Annotated in this window: 23 protein-coding genes; 15 read left to right on the top strand and 8 right to left on the bottom strand. The window is 75.3% G+C overall.

Features of this window, described 5'->3' with window-relative positions; translation table 11 throughout:
• Positions 1-52: 52 nt before the first annotated feature.
• From Ae150APs1_RS20215 to Ae150APs1_RS20225, 3 genes are read right to left on the bottom strand one after another with little or no spacing between them, the layout of a single operon-like run.
• Positions 53-661 carry a PadR family transcriptional regulator gene (locus tag Ae150APs1_RS20215; protein ID WP_075299620.1) on the bottom strand — a complete coding sequence of 203 codons (609 nt, stop codon included), beginning with the start codon at positions 659-661 and terminating at the stop codon, positions 53-55.
• 28 nt (positions 662-689) lie between these two features.
• Positions 690-1955 carry a PQQ-binding-like beta-propeller repeat protein gene (locus tag Ae150APs1_RS20220; protein WP_060573886.1) on the bottom strand — a complete coding sequence of 422 codons (1266 nt, stop codon included), beginning with the start codon at positions 1953-1955 and terminating at the stop codon, positions 690-692.
• A 15-nt stretch (positions 1956-1970) separates the two neighbouring features.
• Positions 1971-3608 carry a DEAD/DEAH box helicase gene (locus Ae150APs1_RS20225; protein WP_249266578.1) on the bottom strand — a complete coding sequence of 546 codons (1638 nt, stop codon included), beginning with the start codon at positions 3606-3608 and terminating at the stop codon, positions 1971-1973.
• 436 nt (positions 3609-4044) lie between these two features.
• Here Ae150APs1_RS20225 and Ae150APs1_RS20230 point away from each other — a divergent pair, with 436 nt between their 5' ends.
• Positions 4045-4701 (top strand): ferritin-like fold-containing protein, encoded by a 657-nt coding sequence (locus Ae150APs1_RS20230; protein ID WP_075299622.1) that lies wholly within the window; start codon positions 4045-4047, stop codon positions 4699-4701.
• 61 nt (positions 4702-4762) lie between these two features.
• Positions 4763-4993 (top strand): DUF3107 domain-containing protein, encoded by a 231-nt coding sequence (locus Ae150APs1_RS20235; RefSeq protein WP_010232415.1) that lies wholly within the window; start codon positions 4763-4765, stop codon positions 4991-4993.
• An 87-nt stretch (positions 4994-5080) separates the two neighbouring features.
• On the opposite strand, the gene Ae150APs1_RS20240 is transcribed toward Ae150APs1_RS20235, so the two are convergent.
• Together Ae150APs1_RS20240 and Ae150APs1_RS20245 are read right to left on the bottom strand one after the other, a co-directional pair.
• A complete protein-coding gene (locus tag Ae150APs1_RS20240) occupies positions 5081-5395 on the bottom strand; it encodes a DUF4873 domain-containing protein (protein ID WP_010232414.1) in 315 nt (104 codons plus the stop codon).
• Positions 5392-6087 (bottom strand): TetR family transcriptional regulator, encoded by a 696-nt coding sequence (locus Ae150APs1_RS20245; RefSeq protein WP_010232413.1) that lies wholly within the window; start codon positions 6085-6087, stop codon positions 5392-5394. Before Ae150APs1_RS20245 ends, Ae150APs1_RS20240 begins: the two co-directional genes overlap by 4 nt.
• 55 nt (positions 6088-6142) lie before the next feature.
• Here Ae150APs1_RS20245 and Ae150APs1_RS20250 point away from each other — a divergent pair, with 55 nt between their 5' ends.
• Positions 6143-7078 (top strand): diiron oxygenase, encoded by a 936-nt coding sequence (locus Ae150APs1_RS20250; RefSeq protein WP_139316997.1) that lies wholly within the window; start codon positions 6143-6145, stop codon positions 7076-7078.
• 11 nt (positions 7079-7089) lie between these two features.
• Complete coding sequence (locus Ae150APs1_RS20255; RefSeq protein ID WP_075299627.1) at positions 7090-7995, top strand: alpha/beta fold hydrolase; 906 nt, start codon at positions 7090-7092, stop codon at positions 7993-7995.
• 13 nt (positions 7996-8008) lie between these two features.
• On the opposite strand, the gene Ae150APs1_RS20260 is transcribed toward Ae150APs1_RS20255, so the two are convergent.
• The 3 genes from Ae150APs1_RS20260 to Ae150APs1_RS20270 form a co-directional block, all read right to left on the bottom strand.
• Complete coding sequence (locus Ae150APs1_RS20260; protein ID WP_029239644.1) at positions 8009-8632, bottom strand: TetR/AcrR family transcriptional regulator; 624 nt, start codon at positions 8630-8632, stop codon at positions 8009-8011.
• Between the two features lie 101 nt (positions 8633-8733).
• Entirely contained in the window at positions 8734-10524 is a 1791-nt protein-coding gene (locus Ae150APs1_RS20265) for an HAD family hydrolase (RefSeq protein WP_139316998.1), read from the bottom strand.
• 4 nt (positions 10525-10528) lie between these two features.
• On the bottom strand, positions 10529-11446 hold the full coding sequence (locus Ae150APs1_RS20270) for a hypothetical protein (protein WP_075299631.1): 918 nt from the start codon (positions 11444-11446) through the stop codon (positions 10529-10531).
• A gap of 161 nt (positions 11447-11607) precedes the next feature.
• On the opposite strand from Ae150APs1_RS20270, the gene Ae150APs1_RS20275 reads away from it, so the two are divergent.
• The 11 genes from Ae150APs1_RS20275 (at position 11608) to Ae150APs1_RS20325 (ending at position 25280) form a co-directional block, all read left to right on the top strand.
• Complete coding sequence (locus Ae150APs1_RS20275) at positions 11608-12636, top strand: alpha/beta hydrolase (protein WP_075299633.1); 1029 nt, start codon at positions 11608-11610, stop codon at positions 12634-12636.
• A 42-nt stretch (positions 12637-12678) separates the two neighbouring features.
• Positions 12679-13851 carry an adenylyltransferase/sulfurtransferase MoeZ gene (moeZ, locus tag Ae150APs1_RS20280; protein ID WP_075299635.1) on the top strand — a complete coding sequence of 391 codons (1173 nt, stop codon included), beginning with the start codon at positions 12679-12681 and terminating at the stop codon, positions 13849-13851.
• A gap of 234 nt (positions 13852-14085) precedes the next feature.
• Positions 14086-16269, top strand: coding sequence for a hypothetical protein (locus Ae150APs1_RS20285; RefSeq protein WP_139317626.1), 2184 nt, complete (start codon positions 14086-14088; stop codon positions 16267-16269).
• A 106-nt stretch (positions 16270-16375) separates the two neighbouring features.
• A complete protein-coding gene (locus Ae150APs1_RS20290; protein WP_010229271.1) occupies positions 16376-17203 on the top strand; it encodes a TIGR02569 family protein in 828 nt (275 codons plus the stop codon).
• Between the two features lie 162 nt (positions 17204-17365).
• Positions 17366-18730 carry a nitrate/nitrite transporter gene (locus tag Ae150APs1_RS20295; RefSeq protein ID WP_010229275.1) on the top strand — a complete coding sequence of 455 codons (1365 nt, stop codon included), beginning with the start codon at positions 17366-17368 and terminating at the stop codon, positions 18728-18730.
• 143 nt (positions 18731-18873) lie between these two features.
• Positions 18874-19272, top strand: a complete 399-nt coding sequence (locus Ae150APs1_RS20300) for a hypothetical protein (protein ID WP_075299639.1) — start codon at positions 18874-18876, stop codon at positions 19270-19272.
• Positions 19273-19580: 308 nt separating this feature from the next.
• Positions 19581-22121 carry a nitrite reductase large subunit NirB gene (gene nirB, locus Ae150APs1_RS20305; RefSeq protein ID WP_075299641.1) on the top strand — a complete coding sequence of 847 codons (2541 nt, stop codon included), beginning with the start codon at positions 19581-19583 and terminating at the stop codon, positions 22119-22121.
• On the top strand, positions 22118-22498 hold the full coding sequence (nirD, locus tag Ae150APs1_RS20310; RefSeq protein ID WP_083680260.1) for a nitrite reductase small subunit NirD: 381 nt from the start codon (positions 22118-22120) through the stop codon (positions 22496-22498). Before nirB ends, nirD begins: the two co-directional genes overlap by 4 nt.
• Before the next feature lie 101 nt (positions 22499-22599).
• Complete coding sequence (locus tag Ae150APs1_RS20315; RefSeq protein WP_075299643.1) at positions 22600-23784, top strand: uroporphyrinogen-III synthase; 1185 nt, start codon at positions 22600-22602, stop codon at positions 23782-23784.
• Positions 23781-24503: a sirohydrochlorin chelatase gene (locus Ae150APs1_RS20320; protein ID WP_075299645.1), complete on the top strand. Its 723-nt coding sequence runs from the start codon at positions 23781-23783 to the stop codon at positions 24501-24503. Before Ae150APs1_RS20315 ends, Ae150APs1_RS20320 begins: the two co-directional genes overlap by 4 nt.
• Positions 24504-24524: 21 nt before the next feature.
• The gene (locus Ae150APs1_RS20325) at positions 24525-25280 is read left to right on the top strand and encodes a putative protein N(5)-glutamine methyltransferase (protein ID WP_075299647.1); all 756 of its coding nucleotides are present in this window, start codon (positions 24525-24527) and stop codon (positions 25278-25280) included.
• The last annotated feature ends 153 nt before the right edge of the window (positions 25281-25433 follow it).

Raw genomic sequence — 25433 nt, forward strand, 5'->3', positions numbered from 1 at the left:
GCGGCCGGTCGCGGGTGCGACGGGCCGTGGTGGGCCGTGGTGGTCGGGGACCTCAGGCGTCGCCGGACTGTCCGAGGCGCTGCGCGAACCGGCGCAGCTCCTCGCGGTCCCAGGTCAGGCGTCCGCCGCGCACGTCGTCGACGAGAGCGGCGACCCAGGCCGTCTCCGCCTCCAGCATCGCGATGGCGTACTCCAGCTCCACGACGACGACGCGGGGGAGGAACCCTTCGACCGCCTCGTGGCTCGCCCGCGAGGCCGCGAGGCGCCGGCGCAGCCCGTCGAGACGGGTGTCCAGTGCGCGGGCCGCGTCGGCCGGGCGGAGCTGGGCGAGGTGCGCGAGCCCGACGACGAACTCGGGGAACTCCGGCCGGGGCGCGGCCAGCATCTCCCGGGTCCAGTCCGCCGCGGTCTCGCGACCGGCGTCGGTGACCGTGTAGAGGGTGCGTTCCGGGCGGGCGGTCTCCCGCTCGGTCGCGTGCTCGGTGATCAGGCCGTCGCGCGCGAGACGGTCGATCGTCTTGTAGAGCTGTGACCGCTGCCCGACGTTGACCACGTCGTCCTTGCCCCGCTCCCGGATGAGCTGCTGCATCCGGTACGGGTGCATCGGCTCCTCGGTGAGCAGGGAGAGGACGGCGAGAGCCAGCCCGGACCGCTGCGTCATAGTGTCGAAGGTACTAGTGTCTCGGACACTAAGGCAAGGAGGCGGACGGACCCAGGAGGACGACCTGGTCGCCGCGCAGCTCGGCGAGCAGCCCGCCCTGCGCCGTGACCTGCACGGGGCCGGTCCAGCCCGCGCGGTCGACGGGCACCGTGCGCCCGGCCGAGCCGGTGCCGGGATCGACGTCGGCGAGGCCGCCGGGGACCGGGACGAGCAGCCGGTCGCCGTAGCGGGTACCGGGGCCGAGCGTGCCGGGCACCGACCAGAGCGGCTGCAGGGTGCCGGTGTCGAGCGCGACGGTGGCACTGCCGGTCCACCAGTAGCGCCGCGCGTCGTCGGAGGAGGTGCGGGCCACGCCGTCGGCGGGTGCGGTGATCCGGGGGCCGGTGGCGACCGGGAACTCGCCGGTCTTGCGGCCGCCGCGGTCGTAGAGCGCCAGCCGCGGGACGCCCGGCAGCAGCACCGCGGACCGCTCGGGGGAGACCGCGACCAGCTGCGCACCGTCGGTCCCGATCTCGGCCGACGAGTCGAAGACGGGCCGGTCGCCGTCGGTCCCGCTGGGCCGGATCACCGACAGTCGTTCGGTGGCCTGGCCGGGGCAGCGTTCGAGCACGCCGGCCCGGTCGCGGGCCGCCGCGAAGGAGAGGTACGTGCAGCCGGCCCGTGGCTGGTCGCCGGGCTCCTCCTGCGCGCGGACCGTGCCGTACTCGGCGGTCCGGACGAGGTCGGAGCGGAACGTCTCGGCGTAGTCCTGCCCGGTGGCGAGCACCGGGTCCTGGCCGATCAGGCGGGTACCGGGGCGGGTGTCGAGGGTGCGGGTCGGCCCGCGCAGGCCGGTGTCCGGACCGAGGGTGCTGAGCTCGGAGCAGTACTCGTCGTTGCGGTAGAGCGCCAGCACCCGGCCGTCGGCCAGGCCGGTGGTGCACAGCGGCAGGTCGCGGGTGTAGCTCCACCGTTCCTGTCCGGTGGTGGCGTCGCGGCCGGAGATCCGGGACCCCTCGGCCACGACGACGCCGTCACCGGCGACGAGCGGGACCGGTGTCCCCGGGCTGGCGGCCCGCCACAGCTCGGTGAAGGACGCGGGCACCGCCCCCGCGGGCGGGGGTGGCGCCGGCGCGGCCGTGGCCGGGACGGACTCGGTGTTCGCGGCGGGACTCTGCACGCCGTAGAGCACGGCTCCGCCGCCGAGCAGCAGGACGAGCACCGCGGCGACCAGGAGGTCGCCGCGGTGGCGTCGTTCGGCCGGTGTCCGCGACCAGGGCAGACGTCCGGGTCGCGGGTCCCGCGGGCGCAGCACGCGTGCGGGGGACCGTCAGCTGGCGGCGGCGTCGGAGTCGCCGGTGGATCCGTCGCCGGAGTCCGAGCGGCGCCGGGCGCCGCCACGGTGACGACGACGGCGCGGCTTGCCGTCGCCGCCGGCCTCCGCCCCACCGTCGGAGCCGGGCCCGTTCTGCGGGGCGGCCCCCTCGCCCTGGCCCTGCTCGGAGGAGGCGTCGACCGCCACCCCGCCGCGGGTCCGGGTCCGGGCACGGCGCTTGCGCGGACGGCGTCCGCCGTCGTCGCCGGCGCCGTCGCGTGCCGGACGCCCGCCACGCTGCTTCTTCGACCCGTGGTCGCCCTCGGCGTCGATGTACTCGGCGTCGAGCCCGGCCCGGGTGCGCGCGGACAGCGGGAGCCGCCCGGTCGAGTCGGTCGGGATGTCTAGGTCGGTGAACAGGTGGTCGGAGGTCGAGTAGGTCTCGACCGGCTCCGGCATCCCCAGGTTCAGGTCCTCCGAGATGAGCTTCCAGCGGGGGATCTCGTCCCAGTCGACCAGGGTGACGGCGACGCCCTCGCGCCCGGCGCGGCCGGTGCGGCCGATCCGGTGCACGTAGGTCTTCGAGTCCTCCGGGCACTGGTAGTTGACGACGTGGGTGACGCCGGTGACGTCGATGCCGCGCGCGGCGACGTCCGTCGCGACCAGGACGTCGACCTTCTCCGCCCGGAACGCGCGCAGCGCCTGCTCGCGGGCGCCCTGGCCGAGGTCACCGTGCACCGCGGCCGCGGCGAACCCGCGCTCGGCGAGGTCGTCGGCGACCCGCTGGGCGGTCCGCTTGGTCCGGGTGAAGATCATCGACAGGCCGCGGTCCTTGGCCTGCAACACCCGGGTGACCAGCTCGACCTTGTCCATCGCGTGCGCGCGGTAGACGAGCTGCTTGGTGCGCTCGGGGATGGAGCCCTGGTCGGCCTCCTCCGCGCGGATGTGCGTCGGCCGGGTGAGGAACGCCCGGGACAGCTGCACGATCGGGCCCGGCATGGTGGCCGAGAACAGCATGGTGTGGCGCTGCTCGGGGAGCATGCGCAGGATCCGCTCGACGTCGGGCAGGAACCCGAGGTCCAGCATCTCGTCGGCCTCGTCGAGGACCAGCGCCTTGACCCGGCCGAGCACCAGGTGGCGCTGCTCGGCGAGGTCGAGCAGCCGGCCCGGGGTGCCGACGATGACGTCGACGCCCTTGCGGAGGGCCTCGAGCTGCGGCTCGTAGGCGCGGCCGCCGTAGATCGCGACGACGCGGACGCCGAGGTTCTTGCCCGCCGCGGCGATGTCCCGGGCGACCTGCACGCACAGCTCGCGGGTCGGGACGACGACGAGCGCCTGCGGCACGTCCTTGGTGCGGTCGGCGGCCTCGCCCTCGGCGGTGGCGGCCGGCTGCTCACCGGGCGGGGTGATCCGCTGGAGCATCGGGACGCCGAAACCGAGCGTCTTGCCGGTGCCGGTGCGGGCCTGGCCGATGACGTCCTCGCCGTCCAGCGCGAGCGGGAGGGTCAGCTCCTGGATCGCGAAGGTCCGGACGATGTCGTTCTCCGCGAGGGCGGAGACGATCTCGGGGCGGACGCCGAGCTCGGCGAAGGTCGGGGGGAGCTTCTCGCCGCCGGGGTTGGTGACGCCCTCGGGCGCCTCGGTGGCGGTGATGCCGGTGGCGAGGAAGCCGGGGTCGGCCGTGTCGCCGTCGGGGGTGGTGTCGGGGCTGTCTGCGGAAACGGACAGGGTGATCGCCTCTCTCCGCGCACAGGAGCCGTGGCGTGGCTCGTCGACCGGCACCGGGTCCGTGTGGGACCGGGCGGGAGAGCCGCCGAGGCGCTGCGCGCACCAGTTCGGGTGCGGGTCCCGGTGAGATGTGGCCGGCCGCAGCAGCTGGCGGTCAGCCGTGTCCCGCGGCCCGCCCGCCCCGTTACCCGGATCCCGCGCGGTGGGCACGTCCGCCGCATACCGGAGACGCGCTCCCCGCATGGTACCCGGCCGTTCCGTCGCGCACGACACGCCGGGCCCGTGGCGGGTCGTGAGATGCCTCGCGCCACCGTCCGTGACGTGGCCCGGACGGTCCGGCTCGTCCGGTTAGGGTGGCGCCATGACCTCCGATGCCGACGGGCCGGCCGCGGCGACCGTCGAGCTGCTCGGCGTCCTGGCCTACGGCGAGCTCTCCGCGTTCGACCGGCTGGCCGAGGACGCGCGGGCGGCACCGACCCTCGCCGGCCGGGCCCAGCTCTCCACGATGGCCGCCGCGGAGATCGGCCACTTCCGGCTGATCGAGGAGCACCTCGGCGGGGTCCGGATCGGTGTCGCGGACGCGATGGCGCCGTTCGTCGCGCTGATCGACAGCTACCACGCGTCGACCGCGCCGCGGAGCTGGCTGGAGTCGCTGGTCAAGGCCTATCTCGGGGACGGCCTGGGTGCCGACTTCTACCGCGAGGTCGCGGGCTGGGTGGACCCCGCCACGGGTGAGCTCGTCCGGCGGGTGCTCGCCGACACCGGGCACTCGGCCTTCGCCGAGCGGGAGGTGCAGGCGGCCTGCGAGGCGAATCCGCACCAGCGCGACCGGCTGGCGCTGTGGGGCAGGCGGCTGCTCGGCGAGGCCGTCACGCACGCCCAGCGGGTGGTCGCCGAGCGCGACGAGCTGGCCGAGTTCATCGTCCTGGGCTCCGGCGAGAAGGGCGGCGTCGCCGGCCTGATCAAGACCGTGCAGTCGGCGCACGGGAAGCGGATGAGCAGGCTCGGGCTGTCCTGAGCGGTTTCGACTAGCCTGGCGTCCGCAAGAGCACGAGGTGACGGATCGGGAGGTCCTACCGGTGAAGGTCAAGATCGGCATCGCGGAGACGCCGCGGGAGCTCGTGGTGTCCAGCGACCGCACCCCGGACGAGGTCGCCCAGCTGGTGAGCGGGGCGATGAAGTCCGACGACGGCCTGCTGGACCTCACCGACGACCAGGGCAACCGGTTCGTCGTTCCGGTCGCGCGGATCTCGTACGTGGAGATCGGCCCGTCGGAGGAGCGCAAGGTCGGGTTCGGCCTCGGCGGCTGACGACGTGTGACACGTCCTCCGGGGCGTGGTCGACGGGCCCGGTTCCGCGAGGGATCGGGCCCGTCGGCGTGTGTGGCGGGGTCCCGCTCAGTCGCTCGCGGGCGGGGGTGGATCGTCCAGGGGGAACGGCGGCGGGCCGGTCCCGGTGATCCGGAACCGGTCCCAGGGGTCCGGCTCGGAGAGCGCGCCGACCGCGGAGTGCCCTGGCGTCCGCACCTCGGCCCGGCCGCCGCCGGTGCCCAGTAGCTCGGTCAGCCGTGGGTGCGCGAGCACCCGGCCCGACCAGTGCATGCGGCCGTCGAACGGTTCGTGCCGCGCGTCGAGCAGGACCTCGACGGCCAGCGTCTCCCCGTCGACGACCAGCTCGGCCGGCCCGCGGTAGCCCTCGTCGTCGTCGCTCACGGGGTGCTCCCGGTGTCGGTGCCGGTCGGGGTGTGCGGGTCCGGGACGAGCCGCAGGATGTCGGCGTTCGCCGTCGGCGAGTCGATCCCGGAGACCCCGGCGATCCCGCCCCAGATGATCGCGGACAGGTAGTTGGTGAGCGCCTCCCGGCTCATCGTGCGCCGGTCGAGCCACCAGTCGCCCGCCGACTGGACCATGCCGATCAGGCCGTGGGCCCAGACCTCGGCGCCGCCCGAGTCGCGGCCCTCGGCGCGCAACCGCTCCCCGAACAGCGTGGTGAGGACCGCGCCGATCCGGCCGCGGACGTCCTCGGCGACCTCGGCGCCGGCCGTCGGCTCGGCGGGGTTGGACACCACGAACCGGTACAGGTGCGGCTCGTCCTCGATCATGCCGAGGAAGGCGTCGATCACCGCGGCGACGTGCTCGATCGGCTCCGCGTCGATGGCGAGGACGGGGGAGATGCGCTCCATGAGCATCTCCGCCGCGTGCTCGCCCACGGCGCGCTGCAGGTCGGCCCGGTCGGCGAAGTGCCGGTACAGGACGGGTTTGGTGATCCCCGCCGCGGCGGCGATCTGCGCGACCGAGACCCCGGGTCCGTGCTCGCGGATGGCTCCGACGGCCGCGTCGACCATCTCGGCCCGGCGTTCCTCCCGGCGTCGGACGCGTGCGTCCGGCTTGACATCCCTCTCCACGTGGGGCACGTTACCACTGGTAACCGTTACCGGCGGTAACAGCAAGGAGGCTGCGGTGTCCGGAACAGCACACGTCCTCGGCCGGAATGGTCGCACGGGGAGCAAGGTGAACCCGGCCGACCGGGAGGACACCGCGCGACGGCTGCTGCGCAGCTCCGTCGACAAGTCCTACGAGCCGTCGATCGACATCGACTGGGACGCCCCGCTCGTGGAGGGCAAGTACGGGATCGTCCCGGAGCGCGTGTCGCTCTACGGGACCCCGCTCTGGGACGGGCTGACCGAGGAGCAGCGGATCACCCTGTCGATCCACGAGTTCTGCAGCGTCGCCCGGATCGGGCTGTGGTTCGAGATGATCCTCATGCAGATGCTGCTGCGCTACGCCTACGACCGCGACCCCCGCCGCGCGCACATCCAGTACGCCCTGGTCGAGATCGCCGACGAGTGCCGGCACTCGATGATGTTCGCGAAGGCGACCGAGCGCTACGGCGTGCCGGACTACGCACCCCGGCGGCTCACCCACGAGCAGGGCCGTCTGATGAAGACGATCGGTACCGGGCCCGCCATGTTCGCCGGGACCCTCTACGTCGAGGAGATCCTCGACCAGATGCAGCGCGAGGGGATGCGCGACGAGCGCGTCCAGCCGCTCTCCCGCATGATCAACAAGATCCACGTGACGGAGGAGGCCCGGCACGTCCGCTACGCCCGCGAGGAGCTGCAGCGGATCATGCCGAGGACCAACTACGCCGAGCGTGCCTGGGCGCGGTACCTCACGGCACGGATCGCCTACGTCGTGGCGCGCAACCTGATCCACCCCGACGTGTACCGCAGTGTCGGGATCGACCCGGCGGCCGGCCGGAAGGCGGCCATGGCCAACCCGCACCACCACGAGATGCTGCGCTGGTCGGCGCGCAAGCTGGTCCCGTTCCTGCGGGAGCAGAAGGTCGTCGGCGGGCCGACCGAGGCGCTGTGGAAGCGCGCACACTTGATCTGAGGGAGTGATCGATGAGCAGGCGGGTCGTGACCCGGGACGGGACCGGGCTGCACGTGTGCGAGTCGGGTCCGGCGTCGGCGCCGGTCACCGTGCTGCTGGCGCACGGCTGGACCCTCGACGAGCGCTGCTGGGCGCCGGTGGCCGACGCGCTGGTGGCGTCCGGCGGGGCCGCGGCACCGCGCGTCGTGCGCTACGACCACCGCGGCCACGGCCGGTCCGACGACACCCCGGACGAGCTCAAGACCCTCGACCGCCTCGCCGACGACATGGCCGAGGTGATCGGGCAGGTGGCGCCGTCCGGGCCGCTCGTGCTGGCCGGGCACTCGATGGGCGGGATGACCGCGATGGCGCTGGCCCAGCGGTATCCGGACCTGGTGGCGTCGCGGGTCGCGGGCGTCGCGCTGGTCGCCACGGCCAGCGGCGGGCTCGGCGGCGCGGCCACGCTCGGGCTGACCGGGCGTCGCGCCGAACTGTTCCTGGCGGGGAAGGACAAGGTCACGGTCAGTCCGCTGTGGACGGGCCGGCGCTCGCTGAGCACCCACCCCGCGCTGCTGCGGGCCGCCCTGCAGCCGTTGCTGCTGGGCAGGCGTCCGGACCGGCTCGCGGTGCGGGCGACCTGCGAGGCGATCGCCGCCTGCCGCCCGACGACCGTCTTCGGCTTCACCCCGACCCTCACCGAGCACGAGCGCGACGAGGCACTGGAGGCGTTCGCCGCGCTCCCGGTCGAGATCCTGGCGGGCTCGCGGGACCGGCTGACCCCGCCGCGGTTCTCGCGGCGCATCCGGGACCGGCTCCCGAGGGCGGGCCTGACCGTGTTCCCGGACGCCGGGCACATGCTTCCCGTCGAGCGGGTCGGCGGGGTGACGGCCCGGATCGCCGCCCTGGTCCGGCAGGCCGCCGCGACGCGGGCGGCCTGACCGGGCCGGGTGGCTACTGCTCGCCGGACTGCTTCGGGAAGCCGGCGATGCCCCGCCAGGCGAGCGAGGTCATCAGCGCGACGGCCTCGTCCCGGGGGACCCGCTGGTCGGAGTCCAGCCAGTACTGGGCACCGACCTGGCTGAGCCCGACCAGTCCGACGGCGAGCAGCCGGGCGCGGTCGTGGTCGAGCCCGGCGTCGGTGGTGACGGCGCCCGCGACCGCGTCGATGCAGCGGTCCAGCGCGCTCTCGACGAGGGCCGCGGCCTCCGCGTCGCCGCGCAGGTCCGACTCGAACACCAGCCGGTAGGCCCGGCCCTCCCCGGCGACGAAGTCGAAGTACGCCGCGACCGCGGCCTGCACGCGTTCCTTGTTGTCGTCGGTGCGCTCGATCGCCCCCGAGACCCGCTCGACGAGCTCCTCGGCGTAGGTCGTCAGCAGCGCCTGGTACAGCTCCAGCTTCCCGGGGAAGTGCTGGTAGAGAACCGGCTTGCTGACACCCGCCCGCTCGGCGATGTCGTCCATGGCGGCGGCGTGATAGCCCTGGTCGGCGAAGACGTCGCGGGCGGCCAGCAACAGCTGGGCGCGCCGCGCTCCACGGGACAGGCGAGCGCCCCGAGGCGTGGCGGTTCCGGTCATCGGCCCCCTACCTTTCACCCGGTGTGGGGTCACCCTACCCGCAGGTAACCGGGTTGACGAACGTTCCGTGAACACCGGTGTGGTCTCAATGGGAGACCCGATCACCGGCCGGGGCGGATCCGGCGGGCGCGGACCGCGGCCGCCCCGAGCACCGGCACCGCGGCGACCGGCACCGCGGGTGCTCCGGCCACCGCGGCGACGACTGCCGCCGCACCCACGACGACCCCCGCGACGATCCCGGAGCGGGCGTGCGCCCGCGCCCGGCGGGCCAGCTCGAGGGCCGTGGCCACCTCGGCGGGGCCGCCCCGGGCGACGATCCTCGCCGATCCGCCGGCGGGCGCCGGGACCGGGTCCGGTGCGGCCGGCCCCGGGGCCCGCGGGTGCAGCTCGACGGCCAGATCGGCCCGGTCCAGCGCCGCCGGGTCGGTCCCGGGATCGGCTGCCACCGCGACCGTGCGGCCACGCACCCGCAGCCCGGCGACGGCGGCCGCGCGCCCGCCCGGATCCAGGCCCGGCCGGACGGCGTCGGGGTCGGCCGGGTCCAGGCCGGCGGCGGCGGCGAGCGCGCGGGCGGGGCCGTCGTCGTCGGGGGTGAGCAGGACCGGCTCCGTCCCGGCCGCCCGCAGCGCGTCCAGGCCGGGGCCGGCGCCGTCGTGCGGGGACCGGGTCAGCTCCAGGACGGCCCGGGCGGTGCCGTCCCAGGCGACCGCGACGATCGCGTGTCCCTCGGCCTCGGCCTCGGCCCGCTCGCGCTGCACGGCCAGGTCGGCCGGCAGCCCGATGCCGTGCTCGAGCAGCCAGGCGTGCGCGCCGAGGAGCACCGCGTGCGCGACGACGGTCGGGGAGCTGCGCTCGAGCGTCCCGATCCCGGCTCCCGGGGGCGCGCTCCCGTCGTCCGGCGCCGGGAGCAGCTCGGCGACCAGCCCGGACATGCCCAGCCCCGGCCGCTCGTCGGCCTCGGCGACGTCCGGGAGCGCGTCCGGGGCCTGTGCGGCGAGCGCGCGGCCGAGCGGCCCGATGTCCGAACCGGCCGCGATCCCGGTGGCGACCGACCCGGCCAGGCGCACCACGGTGGCCGTGTCCTCCCCGCGCGCCGGGTGCACGACGAGCGGCGCGGGGACGGCACCGGTCAGCACCTCCGGCCCCGCGAGGGCGACCGTGTCGACCCGGTCAGCCGGGCGCGGACCGCGGTGCGGGGCGGTCCAGCCGACCGGATCGGGCCGGCCCGCCGCCGGCAGCGGGAGCCGCACGTCCGTCCCGCAGGCCCGGTCCGCGGCCCGTACGGCCGCCGGGACCGCGGCGAGCAGCACCAGCGGGCAGCCGGCGAGCAGGACGGCCACCGCGGCCGTCGCGGCGTCGTCCCAGGGCCGGCCGGTGCCCGCACGGAACCCGGCGACGGCCAGCGCGAGCAGCGCCGTGACCGGGACCAGCCGCACGCACCACCGGTCGGCGGCCGCGCCGAGCGCGTCCTCGCCCGGCCCGTCGTCGTCGCTCCGTCCGGTGACCCGGACGGCCAGGGCGACCACCGTCAGCACGGCCGCGATCCCCGGCAGCAGGGACGGTCCGGTCAGGAGCGCTCCGGGAACCCGGATCCCGATGGGCGCGCCCGGCCCCCCGAGCGCCGGGGTGAGCAGAGCAAAGCCCGACCAGGTGAGTGCCGGCATGGTCGCCAGCGAGACGCCGGCGTCGGCGGTGACGGAGCCCTGCCGCAGTGCACGGGCGGCGGCCCGGTGCCCGTGCCGTCCGGCGCCGCACACGACGGCGGCCCCCAGCAGGACGGCCCCCACGAGGACGCCCGGGTGCGCGGACGGGGGCACCACGGGCCCGGCGAGCGGGAGCAGCAGTGCCGCCACGGCCGCGACGGCGGCGGGGACCGGCACGGGTCGGCGCACCGGCTCAGCTCCCCGGCGCCGTCGGCAGGGTGAACTCGCAGGAGCGCAGCGCGCCGCCGGAGCGGTAGTCGAGGAAGAGCCGGTAGCTGCCCGGGGCGGGGACCGACGCGGTGAACGCGATCCCGGGCCCGGACCGGTCGGCCGGCGACGCGCCGGTCACCTCCGGGCGCACCGGGAACCGGGCCAGGTCGCCCTGCCGGACGGCGGTGACCCGTCCGAACCCGCCGTCGTCGAGCGGTTCGAGATCGGTGACCGGGGCGCCGTCCCTCCCGACGGTGGCGAACAGGCGCGAGTCGCCGCCCGGGACCAGCACGCCGTCGAGCCGGACCTGCTGGTCGCTGCCGCCGCAGAGCCCGGCACGGTTCTCGTCGGGGAACTGGAACGCGCCGTACGGGCCGGGGACGTGCAGGTCGGTGCCCAGGTCCAGGCGTGGGCCGCCGGTCGGGGTGAACCCCGCGTAGAGCTGCCAGACGCCCTCCCCGGGGAAGGTCACCGGGGCCCGCCAGACGCCATCGGGGCCCTGGGTGGCGCGCAGCCGGGTGTAGCCGGCGACGTCGCGGCGCAGCACGGCCACGTCCATGACCGGCTCGCCGTCGCCGGGGTCGTCGAACCGGGTCACCGGTGCCCCGTCGGAGCCGGTGACGGTGAAGGCCACCTCGGTGGGCTGCCGGTACGGGTAGACCTGACGCACCGGGGACAGGCTGTACCCGGCGCCGGTGCTGAGGACGCCGCCCGGCGCGCTCCCGGTGTCGGTGGCTTGCCGGGCGGGGAGCACCGGCGAGCCGGCCGCGCCGTCCGGGTCGCCCGCCGGGCCCAGCGCCTCCAGCGCGCCGCCCGCCGTCCAGGCCCCGGTGAACACGAGCACCGACGCGGCACCGAACCCGGCGATCCGGGCGGCGGCCGATCCCGCGATCCGCCCCATGCGTCCTCCCGTGGTCGGTGTCCCCCCGGTACAACGCGCGGGCGCCGCAGCCGTTGCGCTCCGTGGATGCACGAACGCACGGAGTGACGAGATCGACCCTCGGACGAGATCGGGGTCACCCGGGACGGCGATGGGGATCACCGGCACGTCATCCTTGTCGGATGGCCGCCGGTACGACGCTCCCCGTTCATCCGCCCGTCACCGCGCCCCGGTCCGGGGCGGCGACGGGTGCGGAGCCGCGCCTGGCCGACCCCACGACCCTCGCATCACTGCGGTCCGACCAGGCACCGTGGCCCGGCCGGACGGTCACCGCGGGCGGGGTGTCGCTGCACGTCCGGGAGACCCCGGGTGATCCCGGCACCGAGGCGGTCTACGTCCACGGCCTCGCCGGGTCGGCGACCAACTGGACCGATCTCGCCGGGCTGCTCGGCACCCGCGCCACCGGACTGTCGGTGGACCTGCCGGGCTTCGGGCTGTCCGAGCCGACGGCGTCGCGCGACTTCACCCCGGACGGCATGGCCGACGCGCTGCTCTGCTGGCTGGCCGGTCGCGGCCGGCCGGTGCACCTCGTCGGGAACTCGCTCGGTGGCCTGATCTGCATGACGGTCGCGGCCCGCCGTCCGGAGCTGGTCCGGACCCTGACGCTGGTGTCGCCCGCGATGCCGGACCTGCGCCCGGACCCGCGGCGGCTGTCCGACCCGCGGATGGCGCTCGCCATGGTGCCGGTCCTCGGCCGCGGCGCCCGGCGCGCGCTCGCCGCCGAGCCGCTGCGCAGCCGGGCCGAGCGGATCGTGAAGGTCTGCTTCGCCGACCCGCAGCGCGGCTCGGAGCGACGGCTCGAGGAACTGATCGCCGAGCACGAGCACCGGGCGACGCTGCCGTGGGCGGCCGAGGCGTCCGACGGCGCCACCCGCGGGCTGCTCGCGGTGTGGGCGGGCCGGACGGCGTGGCAGCGGGCGTCCCGGGTGCGGGTGCCCACGCTGGTGGTGTGGGGCGGCGCCGACCGCGTCGTCACCCCGAAGCTCGCCCGGCGGACGGCGTCGGCGCTGGACGCGGGCCTGCTGGTGCTCCCGGAGACCGGGCACGTCGCCCAGATCGAGCGTCCCGAGGCGGTGGCCCGCGCCGTCGCCGGGCTGTGGGACGGCGGCAGCACCGGCATCGGGGAAGATGGTGGCGACCCGGTGCGTTGAGACGCAGCGAGACCGCACGCGACAACGCGAGGAGTGGACGAGATGGCGCTACCGCCGCTGGTGGAGCCGGCTACCGAGCTCACCAAGGAAGAGGTCGAGCGGTACAGCCGCCACCTCATCATCCCGGATGTCGGGATGGATGGTCAGAAGCGGCTGAAGAACGCCAAGGTCCTGGTCGTCGGTGCCGGCGGGCTCGGCTCGCCCGCCCTGCTGTACCTGGCCGCCGCGGGTGTCGGGACGCTCGGCATCGTCGAGTTCGACGTCGTCGACGAGTCCAACCTGCAGCGCCAGGTCATCCACGGCCAGTCGGACATCGACCGGCCGAAGGCCGAGTCGGCCCGTGACTCGATCCGCGAGGTCAACCCCTACGTCGAGGTCCGGCTGCACAACGAGCGACTGACCAGTGAGAACGTCCTCGACGTCTTCCGGGACTACGACCTGATCCTGGACGGCGCGGACAACTTCGCCACCCGCTACCTGGTGAACGACGCCGCGGTGCTGCTGGGCAAGCCCTACGTCTGGGGCTCGATCTTCCGGTTCGAGGGCCAGGCGTCGGTGTTCTGGGAGGACGCCCCCGACGGGCAGGGCCTCAACTACCGCGACCTCTACCCGGAGCCCCCGCCGCCCGGGATGGTCCCGTCCTGCGCCGAGGGCGGCGTGCTGGGCGTGCTCTGCGCGTCGATCGGCTCGATCATGGTCAACGAGGCCGTCAAGCTGATCACCGGTATCGGCGAGCCGCTGCTCGGCCGCCTGGTGATCTACGACGCGCTGGAGACCACCTGGCGCCAGGTGAAGATCCGCAAGGACCCGGAGACGCCGAAGATCACCGAGCTGATCGACTACGAGGCGTTCTGCGGCACCGTCACCCAGGACGCGCAGGACGCGGCGGCCGGCAACACGATCACCGTCGGCGAGCTCAAGCAGATGATCGACGTGGGCAAGGACTTCCAGCTCATCGACGTCCGCGAGCCGCACGAGTACGAGATCGTGAACATCCCGGGCGCGACGCTGATCCCCAAGGACCGGATCCTGTCCGGCGAGGCGCTGTCCGAGATCTCCCAGGACCGGCCGGTGGTGCTGCACTGCAAGTCCGGCGGCCGCTCCGCCGAGGCCCTCGCGGCGCTGCACAAGGCAGGCTTCGCCGACGCCGTCCACGTCGGCGGGGGCGTGCTGTCCTGGGTCAAGCAGATCGACCCCTCGCAGCCGACCTACTGACCCCTCCCGCGCGAGCCCACGGCCGCCGTCCCGATCCCGGGGCGGCGGCCGTCGTCGTCCACGCAGCGGAACGGTGCGTGCGCCCGCCGTTGCCGACCGCGGTTGCCGACCCGGACGGGTGACGATCACCGGATCGGCCCCCGTAACCAGGTCGTCCCGCGAAACATGGCTTCGGATCGCCGCGACACGCCGGTGCGCGCCGGTGGCCGGCGGCACGGGTGGCGGGAGGACTTCGTGGACGAACCGGTGCGCACGTGCGCCTTGGACGGTTGTGTGGAGACGATCGGGTCCGTCCACGGACGACCGCAACGGCTCTACTGCTCCGCCGCCCACCGGCTGGCGGCCCGCCGGGTCCGCCGGGCGGCCGCGCAGGCCACCGGCGACGACCGGGCCACCGAGACGCTGCCGTGGCTGCGCGAGCCCGGTCCGGCACACGTCCCGGTCCGTCCGGTACGCCCGGCGGGCGGGTCCCCGGAGGGTGGCCGGGCCCGGCGGACGGGCGCGGCTCCCGGCGCCGCCCCGGTGCCGGCGCGGCTGTGCGCACCGCGGACCCCGCTGCGGCACCGCCGCACCCTCGCGCTCATCGGCGCGACCGCCGTCCTGCTGGGCGGGTACGCACTCACGACGACGCCGCGTTCCGTCGACGGCGCGCCGGCCGCCCAGGAGCGGACCGCCGACGAGTGGGCGAGCCGGGCCCGGGTCACGCTGACGTCCCTCGACGAACAGCTCGGCACACTGGCGAGCACCGAGCGGACGTGGGCGCGTTCCCCGCACGCCACCGGGAACGACCCCGCCGCGGTCGGGCAGCTCCGCCGGCAGCGCGACACCCTGCGCCAGCAGCGGGCCGCGCTGCAGTCCCAGCTGGACGCCTACGCGTCCCGGCCGGACGCCGTCGACGCGCTGGCCGCGGCCGACCGGCAGCTCGCCGAGCTGGACCGGATCGTCGCGGAGCTGCCGCCGCCGGCGCGCCGCACGACCGGCCAGGTCGCCGCCGCCACCTCGCTGGAGGAGCAGCGGGACCTGCGTGCGCGCCGACGCGACGCGTGCGCCGAGGAGCTGGAGGGGATCGACGACAGCGTCGAGCGTGCCCGGACCGCCCCGTTGCCCGAGGACCGGTCGCGCACCGATGCGGTGTCCGGCGACGTGCTGGCGCTGGCCCGCGGTGCGGAACCGCCGGCGCCCGAGCCGTCCGGCCCGCGGCAGGCCCCGCAGGTCCTCGCGGGCGGCCGGGAGACCGGCGGGGACCGGGAGCGCGACGACGTCGGCACCAGCGGCCCGCCGGACCCGCGCGGTCCTGTCGACGAGACAGCGCCGCGGGCGGAGGGCCCGGCGGGCGGGTCCGGTCGCGGCGCGGGCAGCAGGCCCGACGGCGACCGCGGCGCCGCCCCGCGTGCCGCGGCGGCGAAGGCCGGCCCGGGGGAGACGCTGGGCGGCGCGGTCTCCGACGCCGCCGACGGCGTGGCGTCGCTGACCGGCGGGAAGAGTGACGACGGCCGTCGTCCCGGCCGGGGCGGCACGGCGTCCCGATCCGGTGGGGACGACCGGCGGCAGGGTCCCGGCTCGGGCGCACGGCCCGGGGAGGCGGACGGACCCGTGCGGAAGATCGGTGCGGGGGCCGGCGCGGCCGCCCGCGGCGTCGGGGACACCGCGGAGGGGCTGGGGTCGGCGGTCGACGGGCTCACCGGTGGCGGGGAGCGGCGCCGGTCCGGTGGCGGGGGAGACGCGGACCGGCGGCGCTCCGGTGACGGCCCGTCCGCCGGGGACCGGGCGCGGGCGGACCGGGACGGCGACTCCCGGCGCGGCCGGTCCGGATCGCGTGCGCCGGACCGGGCGGAGTCCACGACGTCCCGTGCCGCGGAGCTCCGAGTCCCGGAACCGCGGTCCGACGGGTCGGGGACCGGGTCGCGGTCCGGTGGGTCCGGGTCCGGGTCGGGCTCGGGCTCCCGCGGGATCGCCAGCGCGGTCGCGGGGTCCTACGTCGAGGCGGCGATGGGGAAGGAGGCGGCGGCGCCCGTGCTCGCCGAGGCCGACCGGCAGGCGGCGGAGCAGATGGCGGAGCGCAGCGGGCGGTCGTCGGGGGGCGGGTCCACGGACTCGGGCGGTTCGCGGTCGGGCTCGGACTCCGGGGGTGGCCGGAGCGCGGAGGGTTCCGGCGGTCGCTCGGGTGACGGATCCGGGCGGAGCCGGTCGGCCGGCGCCTCGGAGCGGGGCGGTTCCGACGACGGCTCTCGGAGCGGGGACCGGTCCGGGTCGGACCGGGACGGTTCCGGGCGGAGCGGCTCGGATCGGGGCGGCTCGGACCGTGGTGGTTCCGGCCGCGGCGACCCGGGCGGGAGCGACTCCGGCCGTGGTGGCTCGTCCTCCGAGGACTCCCCGGGATCGTCGTCGGGCTCGGATCGCCGTGACGACGCCGCGTGATCGCGGCCGGTCCGACGGCCGCGGCCACCCGATCGTGGAACCGGGAGCACCCGTCCCTGGCGTGGCGCGATAGGGAGTCCCCGGTTCCGGGGGTACCGTCGCCGCCGTGACCGCAGCCCGCACGCTCGCCACCGCGCCAGCCGCGAGCGCCCTGCCCGAGCACGTCCGCGTCGCGTTCGGCGTCCGAGACACCTCCCCGCGCCCCGTGGTGTGGGCGGGGCAGCGGGCCTGGCAGTGCGGTGACGTGCTGTTGCGTCCGGTCTCGGACCACGTCGTCGCCGCCTGGTCGGCGACGGTCCTGGAGAACCTCGAGGTCGACGGTGTCCGGCTGGCCCGTCCGGTCCGGTCGTCCGACGGGCGCTGGGTCGTCGGCGGGTGGGCGGCGTCGCGCTACGTGCCCGGCGCGCCGGAGCCGCGGCACGACGAGGTCGTCGCCGCGTCGCTGCGCCTGCACGCCGCGACCTCCACGGTGCTGCGCCCGCGGCTGCTCGACGACCGCGACGACCTGCTGTCCCGTTCCGCCGCCGCCGCGTTCGGCGAGCGCAAGCTGGACCTGCACCCCGAGACCGGCGGCGCGCTGTTCGAGGAGCTGGCGGCGCACCGGCGCACGATCCGGCTCACCCCGCAGGTCGTCCACGGCGAGCTCTTCGGCGCGATGCTGTTCGACCCGACCGGCCGACCGGCCGTCCTCGATCTCGTGCCGTTCTGGCGGCCCGCGGAGTGGGCGGCGGCCGTCGTCGTCGTGGACGCCGTCGCCTGGGGCGGTGCCGACGACGATCTCCTCGAGCGCTGGTCGGAGCTGCCCGAGTGGCCGCAGTCGCTGCTGCGCGCGGTGCTCTACCGGCTCGCGCTGCACGCCCAGCACCCCGACGCGACGACCGAGTCGCTGGCCGGCATCGAGCGGGTCGCCGGGCTGGTCAGCCGCCGGCTCTGACCGGCGCCCCGGAGAGGTGTCCGGGGTCTCCACTTCTCACGGGTTCCGGCAAGTGGATGTGAGATAAGCGTTTCGGGGACGTCACGCGGGGCCATTCGACGGAAACTGGGGCTCCCTAGCGTCATCGCCGACGTGAGACGCCGGCGATCAGGAGACCGATCCGTGACCACCTCAGCATCCCCGCGCCGCATCGGCGGCCGCTGGATCGAGCACTGGGACCCCGAGGACGAGGGCTTCTGGGAGCGCACCGGCAAGGCGATCGCGAGCCGCAACCTGTGGCAGTCGATCTTCTCCGAGCACATCGGGTTCTCGGTGTGGACGATGTGGTCGGTCCTGGTCCTGTTCATGGGCCCGGAGTACGGCATCGACGCGGCACAGAAGTTCTTCCTGGTCGCGGTGCCGACCCTGGTCGGGTCGATCCTGCGGCTGCCCTACACGTTCGCGGTCGCGCGGTTCGGCGGTCGCAACTGGACGGTGTTCTCGGCGGCCCTGCTGATCGTCCCGCTGATCCTGGCGATGGTCGTCGTCCAGCCCGGGGTCTCGTACACGACGCTGCTGGTCGTGGCCGCGTTCGCCGGTGTCGGTGGCGGCAACTTCGCCTCGTCGATGGCCAACATTAACGCCTTCTTCCCGGAGAAGAGCAAGGGCTGGGCGCTCGGGCTGAACGCCGGCGGCGGGAACCTCGGCGTCCCGGTGATCCAGCTGCTCGGCCTGCTGGTGATCGCGCTGCTGGGCGCGGGCCAGCCCCGGGTGCTGATCGCGATCTACATCCCGCTGGTCGTCGTCTCCGCGGCGCTCGCCTGGGTGCGGATGGACAACATCGCGGCGATGTCGAACGACACCGGCGCGTTCGTCGAGGCCTGCCGGGACCGGCAGACCTGGATCATGTCGTTCCTCTACATCGGCACCTTCGGGTCCTTCATCGGCTACTCCTTCGCGTTCGGGCTGGTGCTGCAGAACCAGTTCGACCGGACGCCGCTGCAGGCCGCGATGGTCACCTTCATCGGCCCGCTCATCGGCTCCCTGATCCGTCCCTACGGCGGCAAGCTGGCCGACCGGTTCGGCGGCGCGACCGTCACGCTGTGGAACTTCGCCGGCATGGCGGTGGCGACGGCGATCATCATCGCCGCGTCCGGTGCGCAGTCGCTCGGGTTCTTCACGGCCGGCTTCATCCTGCTGTTCACGCTGTCCGGCATCGGCAACGGCTCGACCTACAAGATGATCCCGGCGATCTTCACGGGACGGGCCCGGATCGCGATCGCCGAGGGCGCCGACCGGGAGACCGAGCTCGGCACCGCGCGCCGGCTGTCCGGCGCGGTGATCGGCATCGCCGGTGCGGTCGGTGCGCTCGGTGGTCTGTTCATCAACCTGGCCTTCCGGCAGTCGTTCCTGTCCGTGCAGTCGGGCACCCCGGCGTTCTGGGCCTTCCTCGCCTTCTACGTGGTGTGCATCGGCGTCACCTGGGCGGTCTACCTGCGGCCGAAGCAGGCGTCCGTCCCCGGTGGTGCGGAGCTCGCCCGGGTCTGACCTCCCACACCGCACCGAACCGGCCCGACGGCCGCGCCGCATGCCCGCGGCGCGGCCGCCGGGCCGGTTCTGTGTACGGGTGTCCGGGACGCCCGTACACGGAAACCCGTTGCCGTCCTCGCTGTCAGGGTTAACCTGACGACATGGCCACGATTCCGGACCACGTCCTCACGGTCGACGTCACCCCGGCGGCGAACGCCGTCACCGCGGTCGCCGTCGCCGAGCTCGACCGGCACGCCGACGCGATCGCCGGCGTCCCGCCGCTGCCCGGCACCCCGGAGTGGGAGGGCGAGCAGGGCACCGACGTGCCCGTGCAGCGGGAGACCGCGTGGCGGCTCGTCGCCTTCCGGATCGGGCTGGCCGCCGGGCTCGACCCGCTGCCGCACTTGGTCGCGCTCCGGCACACCGGGGTCAGCTGGGACACGATCGGCCGGGCCGCCGGGATCACCCGCCAGTCGGCACACGAGCGCTGGGCGCCCCGCGTGGCCGCCGTGGTCGAGGGCCACGACCGCACGGCCTTCGACCCCGCCACCCGCCCCTGACACCGCCCCACCCACGCTCACCGGCCCCGCACCCGGACCAGCACACGGACCCGGCCCCAGAGACGCTCGCGGAGTCCGTCGACGCTCACGCAATCGGGCGAGCACCTGCCGATCCGGTGAGCGCCTGTCGATCCGGTGAGCGTCGCCGGCAGCAAGTGCGCACCGCCGGGGGCGGTGCGGGGCGCTCACGGTCGCCGTCCGCGGGGAATGAGCACCTCGTAACTCCCGTGCAATCGCGGGCCGTCTCCACGTAACTCCCCGTTCCTACCGTCGGTGGCCAGCGCGACGAGGGAACGAGGGAGAAGAGCATGAGCCGTCTGGTGGTCGTCGGGAACGGCATGGTCGGGCACCGCCTGGTGTCGGCGATGCGCGACCGGGACACCGCGGGCACCTGGGCGATCACCGTCCTCGGGGAGGAGACCCGCCGGGCGTACGACCGGGTCGCGCTCTCCTCCTACGTCGACGGGAGGTCCGAGGAGGAACTGCGCCTCGACGACGACGGGCTGCGCGGCGACCCGCTCGTCACCTACCACCTCGGCGACGCCGTCTCCCGGGTCGACCGCGACGCCCGCCGCGTCACCACCGCGTCGGGCCGCACGTTCGACTACGACGCGCTGGTGCTCGCCACCGGCTCGTACCCGTTCGTCCCGCCGGTCGACGGCCGTGACCTGCCCGGATGCTTCGTCTACCGCACGCTCGACGACCTCGACGCGATCTCCGGGGCCGCCGCTGCCGCGGTCGCGACGACCGCGCCGGGGCGGCGCTCGGCCGTCGTCGTCGGGGGTGGGCTGCTCGGTCTGGAGGCCGCGCGGGCGATGCGGCTGCTGGGCCTGTCGCCGCAGGTCGTCGAGATCGCGCCGCGGCTGATGCCCGTCCAGGTCGACGACGGCGGCGGCGCGCTGCTGCGGTCGCTCGTCGAGTCGCAGGGCATCGCGGTCCGCGCCGGAGTCTCGCTGACCGGCGTCGCCCGGGACCGCGACCGGCTGGTCGCGACGCTGTCCGACGGCGTCGAGCTGGACGCCGACGTCGTCGTCTTCTCGGCGGGCATCCGCGCCGCCGACCAGCTCGCGCGGGACAGCGGCCTGCCGGTCGGGGAGCGCGGCGGTGTCCTGGTCGACGACCGCTGCCGCACCTCCGACGACGCCGTGTGGGCGATCGGCGAGTGCGCCGCGCTCGAGGGGCGCACCTACGGCCTCGTCGCCCCTGGCTACGCGATGGCCGAGGTCGTCGCGGACCGGCTGCTCGGCGGTCCGGCGCGGATGACGCCCGAGGAGCTCGACATGTCCACCCAGCTCAAGCTGCTGGGGGTCGACGTCGCCAGCTTCGGTGACGCGCACGCGTCCACCGAGGGTGCGCTGGAGATCGTCGTCAACGACCCGGTCGCGGGGACGTACTCGAAGCTCGTGGTGTCCGACGACGCGTCGACGCTGCTGGGCGGGGTCCTCGTCGGTGACGCGTCCCGCTACGGCGTGCTGCGCCCGCTGGTCGGCGCGCAGCTCCCGGACGACCCGGTCACGCTGATCTCGAAGGGCGGTGCCGAGCCGGACGCGTCCGCGCTGCCGGACTCCGCGCAGATCTGCTCGTGCAACGCCGTCACCAAGGGCGACCTCTGCACCGCCATCCACGACGGCGCGCACGACGTCCCGGCGCTGAAGGCGTGCACCCGGGCCGGCACGACGTGCGGGTCCTGCGTCCCCACCCTGAAGCGGATCCTGGAGCAGGAGGGCGTCGAGGTCTCGAAGGCCCTGTGCGAGCACTTCGACCACTCCCGCGCCGAGCTGTTCCAGATCGTCGCCGGGGCCGGGATCACCTCGTTCTCCGCCCTGGTGGAGTCGCACGGCCGCGGCAGCGGCTGCGACATCTGCAAGCCGGTCGTCGCGTCGATCCTGGCGACGCTCTACAACGGGCACGTCCTCGACGCCGAGCGCGCCTCGTTGCAGGACACCAACGACCACTTCCTGGCGAACCTGCAGCGCAACGGCACCTACTCGGTGGTCCCGCGGATCGCGGGCGGAGAGGTGACGGCGGAGGGCCTGATCGTCATCGGCGAGGTGGCCCGCGACTTCGGGCTCTACACCAAGATCACCGGCGGGCAGCGGATCGACATGTTCGGGGCCCGGGTGGAGGACCTCCCGGCGATCTGGACGCGGCTGGTCGACGCCGGGTTCGAGTCCGGGCACGCGTACGGCAAGTCGCTGCGCACCGTGAAGTCGTGCGTCGGGACGACCTGGTGCCGCTACGGCGTGCAGGACTCGGTCGGGATGGCCGTCGAGCTGGAGCTCCGCTACCGGGGCCTGCGCTCGCCGCACAAGCTCAAGTCCGGCGTCTCCGGATGCGCCCGGGAGTGCGCGGAGGCCCGGTCCAAGGACTTCGGCGTGATCGCGACCGAGCAGGGCTGGAACCTCTACGTCGGCGGCAACGGCGGCTTCACCCCGCGGCACGCCGAACTCCTGGTCTCCGACGTCGACTCCGAGACCCTGATCCGGACCATCGACCGGTTCCTCATGTTCTACGTCCGCACCGCCGACCGGCTGCAGCGCACCGCGCCGTGGATCGAGTCGATGGAGGGCGGGCTCGACCACCTGCGCTCGGTGATCGTCGACGACTCGCTCGGCATCTGCGCGGACCTCGACGCCGCCATGGAGCGCCACGTCGACTCCTACGCCGACGAGTGGGCCGGCGTCCTCGCCGACCCGGAGAAGCTGTCCCGCTTCGTCTCCTTCGTGAACGCACCGGAGGCGCCCGACCCGACGATCCGGTTCGTGGAGGAGCGGGGCCAGAACGTCCCCGCGCCCGGCCGGCCGGACGAACCCGTGCTCATCGGACTCCCGGAGGTGTCCCCGCGATGACCGCACTCGACGCGTCCCCCACCACCACGCCCGCCGACCTCACCGAGCAGCCCACCGCCTGGCTGACGGTCTGCCCGCTGGACCGGCTGTGGCCCGACCGGGGCGCCGCCGCGCTCGTCGGCGACGTCCAGGTCGCGCTGTTCCGCCGGTCCGGCGACACCGTCCACGCGGTCGGCAACGTCGACCCCTTCACCGGGGCGGGGGTCATGTCCCGCGGGCTGGTCGGGGACCGCGGCGGCGAGCCGACCGTCGCGTCGCCGATCCACAAGCAGGTGTTCTCCCTGCGCGACGGCCGCTGTCTCGACGACGACGGTGTGAGCCTGCCCGCGTTCGCGGTCCGCGTCGTGGGCGGATCGGTGCAGGTCGGGCTACGGTGAGGGACCCGACCCGCACCGCCGCGACCACCACCACACGCGACGCCCCCGGGCTTCCCGCCGTCCGAGCCCGATCGGCGGCGCGCCGGAGGAACGGAGGAACGGTGACCCGCCCCGCCGCCCGAGAGGCTGCCCACGCCACGGAGGCCGCGCCCCCGCTGGCGGGGTTCACGATCGGGATCACCGCTGCCCGCCGGGCCGAGGAGCTCGCCACGATGCTGGAGCGTCGCGGTGCCTGCAGCCAGCACGGCGCCGCCCTGCGCATCGTCGCGCTCGCCGACGACCACGACCTGGAGACGCGGACCCGCGAACTCGTCGCGGCCCCGCCGGACATCACCGTCGCGACGACTGGCATCGGCTACCGCGGCTGGATCGAGGCCGCCGACGGCTGGGGCCTCGGCGAGGACCTCCTCGGCGCGCTCGGCCGGTCGGAGATGCTGGCCCGCGGCCCGAAGGCGCGCGGGGCGATCCGCGCGTCCGGCCTGGTCGACGCCTGGTCACCCGAGTCCGAGTCGACCGCCGAGGTGCTGGAGCACCTCCTCGAACGTGGCGTCGAGGGCCGCCGGATCGCCGTCCAGCTGCACGGCGAGCCGTTGCCGGACGTCGCCGAGGCCCTCGAGCTCGTCGGGGCCGAGGTCGTCACGGTGCCGGTGTACCGGTGGGCGCCGCCCGTCGACATCGCCCCGCTGGACCGGCTGATCGACGCCACCCTGGCCGGTGGGATCGACGTCCTGTCCTTCACCAGCGCACCCGCCGCGGCCGGGATCCTGTCCCGCGCCGCCGAGCGGGGCGTGCGCGACGAGCTGCTGACCGCGTTGCGTGGCCCGGTGTTGACGCTGTGCGTCGGCCCGGTGACGGCGGCGCCGCTGGAGGCGCTGGACGTGCCGACCGTACAGCCGCAGCGCTCCCGCCTCGGCGCGATGGTCCGGACCTGCGAGTCCGTCGCCCCGGCCCGGGCGCGCCGGCTGCCGGTCGCCGGGCACCTGCTGGAGCTGCGCGGGCACGCGGTGCTCGTCGACGGGCGGCTGTGCCCGCTCCCGCCGACGCCGATGACACTCCTGCGTGTCCTGGCCCGGCGGCCCGGGCGGGTCGTGTCCCGCGCGGAGCTGCTCGCGGCCCAGCCCGGCGGGGCCGGTGACGAGCACGCCGTGGAGAACGCGATCGCCCGGCTGCGTGCCGCCCTCGGCGTCCCAGGGCTGGTCCAGACCGTCGTCCGCCGCGGCTACCGGCTGGCACTGGAACCCGGGCACGAGGGGCACTGCGCCGACGTGCCGGGGGACGAGCGATGAGCCTCACGGGCACGACGCCGCCGCTGCTGCTGGTGGCGCACGGGTCGCGGTCCGACGCGGCCGACGCCGTCGTCCGGTCGCTGGCGTCGGCCGTCGCCGAGCACGGGCCGCAGGTGGAGATCTGTTACGTCGACGTCCGGGGGCCGAAAGTCGTCGACGCCGTCCTCGCGCTGCAGGATCGCGGGTACGACGGGGCGGTGGTCGTCCCGGCGTTCCTCGCCTCCGGCTACCACGTGCGCGTCGATCTGCCCGCGCAGCTCGCGGAGGCCGGTGCCGACCCGGCCCGGTTCCCGACGACGCCCGCGCTCGGCCCCGATCCGTTGCTCGCCTCGGCGGCGCTGCACCGGCTGCGCGACGCCGGCTACCGCGACGGTGACGCCGTCGTGCTCGCCGCGGCCGGATCGTCCGACCCGTCCGCGGTCGCCGAGGTGCGTGCGGCCGCCGGGATGCTGTCGGCGCTGGTCGGTCGGCGGGTCCGGACGGGGTTCGCCGCGACCGGGACGCCGACCGTGTCCGCGCTGGTCGAGGGCCTGCACGCGGCAGGCGAGGAGCGGGTCGCGGTCGCGTCCTGGCTGCTCGCGCCCGGGGTCTTCCAGAACCGGCTGCTGGAGTCGGGGGCCGACGTCGTCGGTGGTCCGCTGGGCGTGCACGACGACGTCGTCCGCGCCGTGCTGACCCGGTACTCCGCAGGGCTCGCGACGATCGCGCGGGCCGCCTGAGCCGCGCGGCACAATGCCGCCGTGAGCGATCTCGTCGCGCGGCTGCGGGCCGCCGGTTGCGTGTTCGCCGAGGACGAGGCCCGGTTGCTCGCCGAGGCCGCCGCCGGCACCGAGCTGGACGCCCTGGTCCGGCGCCGCGTCGCCGGTGAACCGCTGGAGCACGTCCTCGGCTGGGCCGCGTTCGACGGCGCCCGGGTCCGGGTGGCGCCGGGCGTGTTCGTCCCGCGGCGCCGGACCGAGGCCCTCGTGCACGCCGCCGTCGCCGGCCTGGGACCGGGCGCGGTGGTGGTGGACCTGTGCTGCGGCTGCGGGGCCGTCGGCGCCGCGATCGCCCGACGGGTCCCGGTGGAGCTGTACGCCGCCGACGTCGACCCGGTCGCCACCGCGTGCGCCGCGACGAACCTCGACGGACTCGGCACCGTGCACACCGGCGACCTGTTCGCCGCGCTGCCGGCGACGCTGCGCGGGCGGGTCGCGGTGCTGGTGGCGAACACCCCGTACGTCCCGGCCGGGGCGATCGCGGGCATGCCGCCGGAGGCCCGTGACCACGAACCCCGGGTCGCCCTCGACGGAGGTGGCGACGGCCTCGACCCGGCCCGGCGGATCGCCGCCGGGGCGCCGGGGTGGCTGGCCCCCGGCGGGACCCTGCTGATCGAGACGAGCGCGGCGCAGGCGCCGCTGCTGGCGGACGTGTTCGCGGGCCACGGCCTGGAGGCGGGCACCGGTCACGACGACGACCGCGACGCGACCTGGGTCTCCGGCCGCCTGCCCTCCTGACCTGCACCCCTTTGCTCTGCACACTCCCGCGCACCACCCCCCAGGGCGCGATCGAGCGTCACGGTATGGCCCTGCCGAGGGCATCTACGTGACGCTCGGTGGGAAGGGTTCGGGTCAGCGGCGGCGGTGTTCGGGGGGGGGGGGGGGGGGGGG

The sequence above is a fragment of the Pseudonocardia sp. Ae150A_Ps1 genome (assembly GCF_001932315.1).
Lineage (GTDB): Bacteria > Actinomycetota > Actinomycetes > Mycobacteriales > Pseudonocardiaceae > Pseudonocardia.